Origin of the sequence: Deinococcus radiophilus (assembly GCF_020889625.1) — a bacterium.
GTDB classification, from domain to species: domain Bacteria; phylum Deinococcota; class Deinococci; order Deinococcales; family Deinococcaceae; genus Deinococcus; species Deinococcus radiophilus.
This window is the reverse complement of sequence record NZ_CP086380.1, coordinates 738,437-750,521: the sequence shown is the minus strand read 5'-3', so window position 1 is coordinate 750,521 and position 12,085 is coordinate 738,437. Positions and strand designations below refer to the sequence as shown.

At 64.4% G+C, this 12,085-nt stretch carries 9 protein-coding genes; 5 read left to right on the top strand and 4 right to left on the bottom strand.

Translation table 11 applies throughout. The annotated features are described in order from the left end of the window. Positions 1-60: 60 nt before the first annotated feature. The gene (locus tag LMT64_RS03915; RefSeq protein WP_126351581.1) at positions 61-771 is read right to left on the bottom strand and encodes an SDR family oxidoreductase; all 711 of its coding nucleotides are present in this window, start codon (positions 769-771) and stop codon (positions 61-63) included. A gap of 352 nt (positions 772-1,123) precedes the next feature. Here LMT64_RS03915 and LMT64_RS03910 point away from each other — a divergent pair, with 352 nt between their 5' ends. Further along, a complete protein-coding gene (locus LMT64_RS03910; protein ID WP_126351580.1) occupies positions 1,124-2,716 on the top strand; it encodes a peptide chain release factor 3 in 1,593 nt (530 codons plus the stop codon). 1 nt (position 2,717) lies between these two features. Next, entirely contained in the window at positions 2,718-6,437 is a 3,720-nt protein-coding gene (locus LMT64_RS03905) for a DEAD/DEAH box helicase (protein WP_126351579.1), read from the top strand. A gap of 165 nt (positions 6,438-6,602) precedes the next feature. Here the strand turns inward: LMT64_RS03905 and LMT64_RS03900 are convergent, their stop codons facing one another. From LMT64_RS03900 to LMT64_RS03890, 3 genes are read right to left on the bottom strand one after another with little or no spacing between them, the layout of a single operon-like run. After that, positions 6,603-7,694, bottom strand: coding sequence for an aminopeptidase (locus tag LMT64_RS03900; protein ID WP_126351578.1), 1,092 nt, complete (start codon positions 7,692-7,694; stop codon positions 6,603-6,605). Positions 7,695-7,729: 35 nt separating this feature from the next. Beyond that, positions 7,730-8,326, bottom strand: coding sequence for an NUDIX hydrolase (locus LMT64_RS03895; protein ID WP_126351577.1), 597 nt, complete (start codon positions 8,324-8,326; stop codon positions 7,730-7,732). Next, complete coding sequence (locus LMT64_RS03890) at positions 8,319-8,960, bottom strand: MazG nucleotide pyrophosphohydrolase domain-containing protein (protein WP_126351576.1); 642 nt, start codon at positions 8,958-8,960, stop codon at positions 8,319-8,321. The genes LMT64_RS03895 and LMT64_RS03890 overlap by 8 nt, the downstream gene beginning before the upstream one ends. Before the next feature lie 298 nt (positions 8,961-9,258). On the opposite strand from LMT64_RS03890, the gene LMT64_RS03885 reads away from it, so the two are divergent. From LMT64_RS03885 to LMT64_RS03875, 3 genes are all read left to right on the top strand, one after another. Then, the gene (locus LMT64_RS03885; RefSeq protein WP_126351575.1) at positions 9,259-9,723 is read left to right on the top strand and encodes a hypothetical protein; all 465 of its coding nucleotides are present in this window, start codon (positions 9,259-9,261) and stop codon (positions 9,721-9,723) included. Positions 9,724-9,845: 122 nt separating this feature from the next. Continuing rightward, on the top strand, positions 9,846-10,577 hold the full coding sequence (locus tag LMT64_RS03880; RefSeq protein ID WP_126351574.1) for an SDR family oxidoreductase: 732 nt from the start codon (positions 9,846-9,848) through the stop codon (positions 10,575-10,577). A gap of 108 nt (positions 10,578-10,685) precedes the next feature. Further along, the gene (locus tag LMT64_RS03875; RefSeq protein WP_126351573.1) at positions 10,686-12,050 is read left to right on the top strand and encodes an FAD-dependent oxidoreductase; all 1,365 of its coding nucleotides are present in this window, start codon (positions 10,686-10,688) and stop codon (positions 12,048-12,050) included. Positions 12,051-12,085: the final 35 nt, after the last annotated feature.

The following is a 12,085-nucleotide window of genomic DNA, read 5'->3' as shown; positions in this document are numbered from 1 at the left end:
CCCCTAGCTTAGCGAACGGCTGTCATGAGAAAAGCACGGTTCGGTTGATCGTCAGTGCATTCAGTTGGGGCCGGGGCGCACGGCCACATCTTCCAGGGAAACGTCACGCGGCGCTGACAGCACATAGCGCACCACATCGGCCACCGTCTCCGGCTGGATAAAGCTGGCCGGATCGTAGGGCTGGCCCTCATGCTCGCGGATGCGGCGCTGCATTTCACTGGCGGTGCGACCCGGATAAAGGCTGCTGACCCGGACCCCACTGCCCGCCTCAGCTTCTTCCTGGCGCAGCGCATCGGCCAGGGCTTTGAGCGCGTGCTTGCTGGCCGCGTAGCTGCCCCAGCCCGCTCCTGCCCGCAGGCCCGCACCAGAATTGATAAACACCACTGTGCCCCGCCCCGCCCGCACCGCTGGAAGCAGCAAGCGGGTCAGCTCGGCGGGCGCGACTACGTTGACCGCCAGGGTCCGGGTCCAAACGGCGTGGCCTTGTTCATTGGCCCCGCCCAGTTCAGCCACTCCCGCGTTATGGATCAGATGGGTGGGGCGCAGGTCAGCGGTGGCTTCAGCGAAAGTTTCCGGCTGCGTCAGGTCCAGCGAAAGCAGGTGAATCCTCGTTACCAGAACGTCATTCTGTAATTCGCTTTGTAACTTTTGGAGGGTGGCAATGTCACGGCCCTGCAAGATCAGGTCATGCTCCGGGGCGAGGGCGGCAGCGATGGCGCGGCCAATGCCGCCGGTAGCGCCGGTGATAAGGGTCAGGGGGCGTGGGGTCATGAGGAGGAGTGTAATACGTGGACGCGATGAGGATGGGCTTCTTTTTCGCCTCTCCCCTGCTATCATGCGCCCTATGCCGCGTCCCGGCTGCCACGGACCTACACTGCTACTCGGCAGACAAAGTTCCCAGCAGGCTTGGGCGACCCAGCCGCACCCCGCTACGCTCTCTCACTGAACTGAGGGCGACGGCACGCGCGCTGGCCTTTCCAAGCTGTCCTCTGACTGGCGACCAGCCATTCAAGCTGTCATGGTCGGGGCCGCGCCGTCCGGCTGGCCTTTCCCGGCAGCACCAGAGTTCCCACCACCCCTCAGTGCCTCGCTGCCCAAGCGGGGCGATGACAGGAGAGTTGCCATGACCGCCACTTCCGACACCCTCCAGCGCGAGATTGAGCGCCGCCGCACCTTCGCCATCATTTCCCACCCCGACGCAGGCAAAACGACCATCACTGAAAAGCTGCTGCTGTACGGGGGTGCGATTCAGGAAGCCGGATCCGTCACGGCCAAGCAGGGCCGCTCGCACACCCAGTCCGACTGGATGAGCATCGAGCAGCAACGCGGGATTTCCATTTCCAGCTCGGCGCTGACCTTTGAATTTGAGGGGCGGCACATCAATCTGCTTGACACGCCGGGACACCAGGATTTCAGCGAGGACACCTACCGTACCCTCACCGCCGCCGACAGTGCGCTGATGGTGCTGGACGCGGCGCGTGGGGTGCAGGCGCAGACCGAAAAACTGTTTGCAGTGTGCCGCAACCGGGGCATTCCCATCCTGACCTTCGTGAACAAGATGGACCGCCCCGCGCTGGACCCGTTTGATCTGCTGAGCCAGGTGGAAGAGTCCCTGGGCATCGTGGCGGTACCGCTGACCTGGCCGATTGGCGATGGCCCGGACTTCCGGGGCGTGTACGACCTTCAGACGCGGCGGGTGCTGGCCTTTGAGCGCACCTCTGGCGGCAAACACCGCGCCCCGGTACAGACGGCGGGCCTGGACGACCCCAAGCTGGCCGAGCTGGTCGGCGCCGACCTGGCCGCCAAACTGGCTGAAGACGTGGAACTGATTGAAGGTGCGCTGCCTGACTTTGATGCGGAGGCCTTCTTGGCCGGAGAAATGACCCCGGTATTTTTCGGGTCGGCCATGAACAACTTCGGTGTGGAGCACTTCCTGAGCAACTTCGTGGAGCTGGCCCCCTGTCCTGGTGCGACCGAAACCAACCAGGGGCCGCGCCCGCCCACCGAGGCCTTTGCCGGGTTCATCTTCAAGTTGCAGGCCAACATGAGCCGCGCCCACCGTGACCGCACCGCCTACATGCGGGTGATGTCCGGCGAGTTTGACCGGGGCATGGACGTGATTCACACCCGCACCGGGCGCAAGCTGCGGCTGTCACAGGCACACACGCTGTTTGCCCAGGACCGCGAAAAGGTCGAAGAAGCGTATCCCGGCGACATCGTGGGCCTGGTCAACCCCGGCGTCTTTCAGATCGGGGACGTGATCAGCCTCGGCGGCAAACTGGAACTGCCCAGCTTCCCCCGCTTTACGCCCGAAACCTTTGCCAGTGTGCATCTCAAAGACGTGGGCAAGCGCAAGGCGTTCATGAAAGGCCTGACCCAGCTGGCCGAAGAAGGTGTGGTGCAGGTGTTCTATCCCACCGATGGGGCGCGTGAACCGTTCCTGGGCGCCGTGGGGCCGCTGCAATTCGAGGTGTTCCAGGCGCGGCTGGAAGAGGAATACAAGGTGGACGTGGAAATGTCGGTTACGAGCTATTCACTGGTGCGCTGGATCGCTGGGGACGAGGGCAGTGTGGCCCGCTTCGCCCGGACGATGGAAGACGACCAGGGGCGCCCGGTGATGCTGTTCCGCTCGCACTACGACCTGGACTACACGGCCGAACAACACCCGGAGATTGAATTTTTGCCACTGCCCAAAGACCTCACGAAAGTAGGCTGAAGTGACCCATCCAAGATTAAGTGCGGAGCTGTTTACCAAAGCGGCGATCCGCAGGGGCCAGCAACTACCCGACAAAACAGTACAGAACGTCAAATTGCAGCAAACCGCCCTGGGCTTCGTGGGCATCGCTTCTGTTGCCACCAAGGATCAAACCTATAGCCTGGCGCTGCAACTGGGGCCGGGCGGTGAATATCAGGGCCTGGGCTGTTCGTGCGAGCGGCGGCACTGCGCCCACATGGTCCGGGTGATGACCTCCTCGGCACTGACCCAGGCGCTGAACGAATTTGGAGTGGCCGCCGCGCAGGCCCCAGCCACCCCGGACCTGGACCAGCCCCCGCTACCGGACAGCAGCGAAACCGAACCTGTACATCTGCCGCTGGACGCCCAGGGACAGAACTGGCTGAACAAACTGCGCTCAGCGCTGCCAAGCACCGAAGTGAGCGACCGACCTCTACGCCTGCAACTGGCCCCTGTTCAGGCCAGCGAGGACGGTCCGGCCCTGAGCGTGACCCTCTACGCGGACACCTCGGGCAGCCGGGACCACCTGAATCTGTTTCACCTGTCGGACTACCTCCAGAGCTACACCGGCGTGGTCCGCAGCCGCCGCTCCCTGCCGGGGCCACTGCGGCCATACCAACCACTGCTTGAAACTCTGGCGGCCCACGCCATTCTGACCAGTGTGGGCGGGCAGGAAGCCTGGCGCCTACCCGCCGATGCCCGCAGTGAAAACTGGCTGCTGGACGCCTTGACTGAGCGGCTGCTGTTCTGGGGCGATCATCCTGCGCCCCTGACCCTGGGACCAGACCTGCAAGAACCACTGGAATGGCTGCTGGACGCCCGTGGCTATCAACGTCTGCGCCGCGCCGCCGCGCCTGAACTGGCGGCCCTCACCACGCTGACCCTGGCAGGCGAGTGGTACTTTCCGCCGACCGTCTTGGCAGCTTCGGCAGGGAGCAACGCTCAGAACGGCCAGGTGCTGAAGGTGGGCCGGGTCATCTCTGCGCTGGACGGCGAAACCGAAGCCCATCTGCTGGCCCTGCCTCCGGTCCCTCCGGCGCAGGCTGCCGCGCTGGCGGAACGGCTGCGGGCAGAACCCGGCACGCTCTGGCCCGCTGGGCTGCCGCTGCCCCAGGCCATCCCCACCCGGCGGCTGACTCAGCCTTATCAGCCGGTGCTGCGCTTGCTGGAACAGGGCATTCCGGTGCAGCAACCGGGACGGCGCACCACCCAGACCCAGCGCTTTGGGCTGGCGCGGTTGGATCACGAGTACGGAGGCCGCTTGCTCACCGGCCGCGGCCACGAATGGTACGCGGCCGGCGAACTGATCGTGGAGAGCCCCGATCCTGCCGCCGAGCAGGCTGCCACCCAGCAGATCACGCGACTGGGCCTCAAGCGGGTGACCAAGCTGCTGCCCCGCGGCGCGCAGACCAATCTGCCTGAAGCCCGGCGACTGTACGGCTTCAGCGATCCGGAACGCTGGCAAACCTTTTTGGAGCAGGACGTGCCCCGCTTGGAAGCAGCGGGCTTTCAGATTGAACTGGAACCGTCCTTCCCTCACCACTACGCGCAGATTCAGGACTGGTACGGCGAAACCGAAACGGACGGGGGCTGGTTCACCCTGGAGTTGGGCGTGGTGATTGACGGCGAGCGGTACAGCCTGCTGCCCGTCATCGCGGCCCTGGCCGAGCAAAAGCCGGAACTGTTCACGCCGGGCGCACTGGCCGAACTCACACCTACCGATACCTTCACCGTAAGGCTGGAAGATGGCCGCCGGGTGCAGCTGCCCGCCGAACGGGTGCGCGACATCCTGGGCGTCCTGGGCGAGCTGCACCTGGGCCTGGACGATACGGACACCCTGCGCTTGCCCTTGCTGGACGCGGCCCGACTGGCTCAACTGGCAGAGCGCGTTCCGGCCCACTGGGACGGCGCAGCTGAACTGCTGGAACTGGGCGAACGACTGGAAAGCTTTGCGGGTCTGTCAGAAATCCAACCGCCGCAGGGTCTTCAGGCTGAGCTACGCGGCTACCAGCGTGAGGGGGTGGCCTGGCTACAGTTCCTGCGCGAATACGGCCTGGGGGGCATCCTGGCCGATGACATGGGCCTGGGCAAGACGTTGCAGACCTTGACCCACCTCTTGACCGAAAAAGAAGCGGGCCGCGCCGACCTGCCCAGCCTGGTGGTTGCCCCCACCAGCGTGTTGGGCGGCTGGCGCGCCGAGGCCGAGCGCTTCGCACCGGATCTGCGTGTGCTGGTGCTGCACGGACCAGGACGCGAGCAACACTTCGGATCGCTGGGCGACTACGACCTGATTCTGACCAGTTATTCGCTGCTGCCGCGTGACCTGGAAGTGCTGAAGAGGCAGCCGCTGCATTACGTGGTGCTGGACGAAGCACAGAACATCAAGAATCACCGCAGTCAGGCCGCGCAGGCCGCCGGGCAACTGCGCACCCGTCACCGCCTGGCCCTGACCGGCACGCCGCTGGAAAACCACCTGGGCGAGCTATGGTCGCTGTTTAACTTCGTCTCGCCGGGGCTCCTCGGCACGGCGGGACAGTTCCGTGAACAGTTCCGCGGACCCATCGAAAAGCGCGGCGACCCAGCGCGCCAGCAGGCGCTGAATGCTCGCGTGCGCCCCTTCATCCTGCGGCGTGAGAAACAGGTCGTCGCCAAGGAACTGCCTCCCAAGACTGAAATTCCGGTGTTCCTGACGCTGACCCCCGCACAGCGTGACCTGTACGAAACCGTCCGCGAAGGCGTCCTGGGCCGCGTGCAAGCCGAGCTGGAACGCCGGGGCCTGGGCGGAGCGACGGTCACCATTCTGGACGCACTACTCAAATTGCGGCAGGTCGCCACTGACCCCCGCCTGCTGCGCCTTAAGGCCGCTGAGGGCGTCACGGCGAGCGCCAAGCGCGACTGGCTCCAAGAACAGTTGCCGCAACTGGTGGAAGAAGGCCGCCGCATCCTGATCTTCTCGCAGTTCGCATCGCTGCTGACGCTGCTAGAAGAGGATCTGGGGGCTCTGGGCCTGGGCTACGCCAAGCTGACTGGAAGCACCCGCAACCGCCCCGAAGTGATTGAGCAGTTCCAGAGTGGCGCGGTACCCATCTTCCTGATCAGCCTCAAGGCTGGTGGCGTGGGCCTGAACCTGACCGCTGCCGACACGGTGATTCACCTGGACCCCTGGTGGAACCCTGCCGCCGAGGCCCAGGCCACCGACCGCGCCTACCGCATCGGGCAGGACAAGCCGGTGTTCGTGTACAAGCTGATTGCCGAAAGCAGCGTGGAGGAGCGCATTCTGGAAATGCAGGCCCGCAAAGCTGCACTGGCGCAGGGTGTGCTGGACGGCGGCCTGACCGACGCCGCGCAACTGACTGCGGCAGATCTGGATGGTCTGTTCGCACCACTTGACCCTGCAACCAGCCTGGACACAGCGGGCAGCCACGACCCTCTGGACACCGAGTTCTCCGGAGATCTGCCGCAGCCTGCCAAATCCAGCGAGCAGACCAGCAGTAAACCCAAGCGGGTCAGCCGCGCCCGCAAAGCAGCGGACCCCACGGACATAGACCCTGAGCCTGAGATGGACCTTCAGGAGGAAGCTCCAGTCTCCACTTCCCAGCGCCGTCCCCGATCAGGGAAGGGCACCAACCCAAGCGGGGCGAAAGCCAAATCCACTGCGCCACGTCAGCGCCGCACCTCAGGTAAGCCAGCCAAGGCTGAATAACCTTCCCCCTTCCCTTCTGAAATTGGAGGGGGATTTTGAGGAATAGAAGCAACCCGCCCAGCATCTTTCATTGGACGGGTTGCTCTGGGTTATCGCCAGATGTCCCCGTCTTTTGGCTTCAGAGGCGGCAACAACGGCCACGCCGCCTCTGACTCTCAACTCAGCTCAAACAAACTGCCCATCACGCTGCCACACTTCGCCGTCCAGGCTGATGGTGCCGCCCCCCGCGCCGGGGCGCAGATCGGTGATCAGGTCCCAGTGAATCCCACTTTCGTTGGTACCGCCCGTTTCGGGGTACGAGCGGCCCAGGGCCAGGTGGACGGTGCCGCCCATCTTCTCGTCAAAGAGGATGTTGCCGGTTGGCGACTGAATCCCAAAGTTGGAACCGATGCCCAGTTCACCCAGGCGGCGGGCACCCTCGTCAGTATCAAGCGCGGCCAGCAGCACATCCTCGCCTTCGTCAGCGCGGGCGTCCACCACCCGCCCAGCGCGGAACTCCAGCCGGGCGCCGCGCACCCACTGGCCACCGTAAATGGTCGGTACGCTGAAGGTCACATACCCTTCAGCACTGTCCTCAAGGGGGCCAGTAAATACTTCACCGCTGGGCATGTTCCGCTTGCCGTCGCTGTTGGCCCAGGTGCGGCCTCTCACACTGAGCGTCAGGTCCGTGCCTGCATTCCGGATCCGGACCTGATCGGCACGCTCAAGCCGCTCAATCAATCCAGCCTGCATCTCACGAATCTCGCCCCAGGCGGCCACCGGATCAGGGCGGTCCAGGAACATCGCCCGCATGACGAAATCCTCAAATTCCGGCAGCGACATGTTCGCCTGCTGAGCGGCAAACTCGGTGGGATAGAGGGTCAGGCTCCACTTCTTCCCTGAGCGCACGGCGGCCAGGCGTGCGCCGCTGGCCACCAAACGTGCGCGGCGCTTGGGATCACCTTCCACTGGATTTTCGGGAGCCTTGACCCGCAGGGTGCCGTCCATATGGGTGATGTTGGCCAGGTCGCCGTCATGCACGCTGTCCAGCACATCATCGGCAGCCAGATCAGCGAACTCGTCCAGCTGGCCGGGGTATTCAAGGTTCAGCACCGGGCGCGCTCCCCGGCGCAGCACGGCGCGGTGCAGCTCCTGCATCAGCGGCAGGGCCAGGGTGGAACCGGCCAATTGTAGTCGCTCGCCGCTCTGGGCATACAGGCAGTAATCCACCAGCAGCTCGGCGTGCTTGACGGGATCATAGGCAATCAAGGATGACATGCCCCCTAGCCTAGACGATTTGGCCTGCGGACGCCTCAGTCCACGCCCGCGTCTAGCAGGTCGTGCAGGATGCGGGCGGTCATGCCCCACACGCGCACGCCCTGGGGCAAATACTCGTACATGGGGTATTCGCGGCCATTCGGCATGGTCTTCAGGGTGGGCGGGGCCGCCGACGCCCGCAGCTCATCCAGCGAACACAGCAGCACCCGGTCCACCTCGCCGCTCAGCCGGAACCGGTCTGGCAGGGCGAAGCGGGCCAGCACCGGGGTCACATGAAAGCCCAGCGGCGTGAAGACGTCGTCCAGCTCGCCCAGCACCGTAACCGCTTCCGGGGCCAGGCCCACTTCCTCCTGAGCTTCACGCAGGGCAGCCTGCACAGGCGTCTCCCCCGCCTCCAGCTTGCCGCCCGCAAAGGCGACCTGCCCCTGGTGGGTGGGCAGCTCCGCCGAACGGATGGTGAGCAGCACGCGTGGGACCGCTTCCAGTGAAAGGGCGGCCAGCACGGCCGCTTCACGGTAATCCGGCAGATGCAGCCGCTGGCGCTGCCGGGCCTGCACCCAGCCCGCCCAGGGGTCTGCAGCGGGGTCATACAGCAGCGACTCATCCAGCGGGTCCAGCGGCAACTCAGCCATGTTCCTCACCCCCTTGCGCCGCAGCGTCGTAGGCCGAGATGGTCCGGGCGGTGCGCTCCCGCAGGGCCAGTTCGGAATTTACACCCGCTGTCCGTGCCCAGGCGACCACCGCCGAGAGCACAGCGGCCACACCCTCAGCGTCGTCTCCGGCCTGCTGCAAGGCACCCAGGACAGCTTCCCGGCTGCCTTCACCAGTCCCAGTTCCCTTCTGGGCCTGGCGCTCGCGTTCCAGCGCTCCGAGCGCAGCAGGAATCTTCTGGGCCAGGGGTTGCTCCCGCCCGCCGCGTTCCTCACGCTTGACCCTTTCCCAAACGCCCAGCACCGCCTCAGCATCTTCAGCCTGGGCCGCTGCGAACACGTGCGGATGACGGCGCACCATCTTCTCCACGATGCTCCGCTCTATCTCGGCGTAACCAAAGGCCCCACGCTCCTCGGCAATCACGGCGTGAAAGGCCACTTGCAACAGCACATCGCCCAGTTCGGTGCACAGCTCGGCGTCGTCACCCACCGCGTCTACAGCTTCGGCGGCTTCTTCCAGCAGGTAGGGCCGCAGCGACTCATGGGTTTGCTCGCGGTCCCAGGGGCAACCGTCAGGGGCGCGCAGGCGGCGCATGGTGCTCAGCAGGTCTTGCATCCGGCCATGATGGCACGGCCAGGAGTGGACCAAAGGTGGACGTTGGCAGATGAGGTTGGTGGCTGGCCGTGCCCAGGGCAGACATTCACCGAACCGCAAATGAGCCGGGGCCTCGTTTCTTCTCCTTTTTACGGGTTTACGGGCGGGCGGTCACACCAAACGGCTGGGAGAGGCACACCTCTCCGGTCACAGACCCCTTCGCTCCATCCACTTGACCTGACGGCAATGCTCATGCGCGGGCCAGGCACTTCAGACCCTTTTCATACCCCGTCAGTTTGCGCGTGCGACACTTTTTTCTATGAAGACTCAGACTCCTCTGGCCCTGTCCGCCGCCGTGGCGACCCTGGCCCTTTTGCCTGCCGCGAATGCCCAGAACAACTGGGGCAGCGTGAATCCTGCTACCGCCACCTATGTCATCGTGAATCCCCAGGTCAACGGCAACCGTAGCCTGGTCAGCGGCGGTGACTACCAGACCGTCCTGCGGGCCATGAGCACCGACTCGGCAGGTGCCATCAAGCGGCGTTACCCCGGCGCGACCATCGCCACCGACGCAAACACTCCCGGCGCCATCAAGGTGACTCCGGTGCTGAACGCCCCCGGCGCCCTGCTGCCCTGGGCCAAGTTCTCGGCGGCGCTGAGCCTGAAGCTACCCAGCGGCCAGGTGATTAATGTACGGCAGAACTTCGGCGTGCTGGAGGTCTATCAGCACCGTTACAACGCTGCGAACTACATCTTTGACCAGCTGGCAGGGCAACTTCCTTAAACGCCAGAACACGGATGGGCCTTCCTACGGGAGGCGCCTTTTTTGTCGGTCTGTAGGGCAAATAAAGGGTTGTTCGTCCATTTCCCACCCCTGGAGCAGCGTAGGCACGTTAGCGTCTACGCATGACGGACCAGAAGAAAATCGGTGAAGGCAAAAGCGCATTCGTGACTGGCGGCAGCAAGGGCATCGGCTACGCCGTGGCCCAGGCACTGGCGGGGGCCGGTTACAACGTGACCATCACCAGCCGCAACGAAGATGAAGTGACCGGCGCCGCCGCGCAGATAGGGCACGGTATCCGTGGCGTGATGTGTGATGTACGGGACGCCAAAGCACTCCAGGAGGAAATTGACGTTCACACCGGCATTTTCGGCGGGCTGGATGTCCTGTTTGTCAATGCGGGCGTGGGCCGCTTTTCCAACGTCAAGGACATGAGCATAGAAGACTGGGACACGGTCTTGGAAACCAACCTGAGTGGAGCGTTCTACACTGTGAAGGCAGCCCTGCCCGCGCTGACCGAGAGTGCCAAAAATGGCGGCGGGTACATCTTTTTGCTGTCCAGCCTGGCAGGCAAAAACCCCTTCGCGGGCGGCGCAGCCTACAACGCGTCCAAATTCGGCATGAACGGCCTGAGCGAAGTGCTGATGCTGGACCTGCGCGGGGACGACATCAAGGTGACGCAGTTTATGCCCGGCAGTGTGGCGACTTACTTCAACGGTCATACCCCCAGCGACGCCGACGCCTGGAAAATTCAGCCGGAAGACATTGCCCAGCTGACCATTGACCTGCTGGAAATGCCGCGCCGTACCCTGCCCAGCCGGGTAGAAGTGCGCCCCAGCCGCCCAGACAAGAAATAAGGCACCAATCAAGCAAGAAGGTTGCAAGACAAGCTTCAGCCTCCTTGTGTCTTAAACCCGGTTCAGCATTCCGGTTTGGCCCTCCGGTCAGCCGCTAAACTGGACCATATGACTCAAGATTCCCAGGCTTTTACCTCTGAACGCCCGCTGCGGGTGGCCGTGATCGGCTCCGGCCCCAGCGGGATTTACTCTGCCGAAGCGCTGATCAAGCAAAGTGACGTGCCTGTGCAGGTGGATATTTTTGACCGCCTACCCACCCCATATGGGCTGGTGCGCTACGGCGTGGCCCCGGATCACCTGACCATCAAGAGCGTCACCAAGGCGTTCGAGAAGACCATGAGCGACGAACGCGTGCGCTTTATGGGCAACGTGCAGTTCGGGCGTGACCTGACCCGTGATCAATTGCTGGCCCACTACGACGCTGTGATCTACGCCGTGGGGGCCAGTGCCGACCGCCGCCTGGGCATTCCCGGCGAAGACCTGCAAGGATCGCTCAGCGCCACCGAGTTCGTGGCCTGGTACAACGGCCACCCCGACGCGGCCACCCGCGACATGGACCTCAGCGCTCAGGGCGTGGCCGTGATCGGCCTGGGCAACGTGGCCCTGGACGTGAGCCGCATCCTGGCCAAGACAGCGGACGAACTGCACAGCTCCGACATTGCCCAGCACGCGCTGGAGCGGCTGCGGGACAGCCAGGTCAAGGACATCTACATCCTGGGACGGCGTGGCCCTGCCCAGGCCAAGTTCACCACCAAGGAACTGCGCGAGTTCGGTGAGCTGGACGCCGCCAGCCCAGTGGTCCGTGCCGACGAACTGGCCGTGGCCCCTGAGGAAGAAGTCGCCGCCGACAACGTGACCAAGAAGAATCTGGAAGTGCTGCGCTCCTTCCTGGAACTGCCGGAGCGCGAGACACCGCGCCGGGTGCATTTCCGCTTTCTGGTCTCCCCCACCGAGATCCTGGATGACGGCGCAGGCAACGTCAACGCCATCCGGGTGGAGAAAAATCAGCTGGACGAAGCGGGCCGCCCGGTGGGCACAGGCCAGTTTGAAGAACTGCCAGTAGGCATGGTATTGCGCTCGGTGGGCTATCTGGGCACACCGTTAGAAGGTGTGCCGTTCGATGAGCGCTCCGGAACCATCGCCAACGTGGAGGGCCGGGTCACTGGCTGCCCCAGCGAATACACCGCCGGCTGGATCAAGCGCGGTCCCAGTGGCGTGATCGGCACCAACCGCAAGTGCGCCGCCGACACGGTGGGCCTCTTGCTGGAAGATGTCCGCAGCGGCACGCTGAAGCCGAGTGCCGAGCAGAACCTGAGCGCACTGGAGGCCGTATTGGCTGACCGCCCGGTGTACACCTTCGGGGACTGGCAGGAACTGGACCGCCACGAGCAGGGCCGGGGCAGCGAGTCAGGCCGCCCACGCCATAAGGTGGTCCACCTGGAAGAAATGCTGGGCTGGCGCGCCGAGCGCTGACGCCTCGGACGAGATAGCGCGGCGGAAATCACACT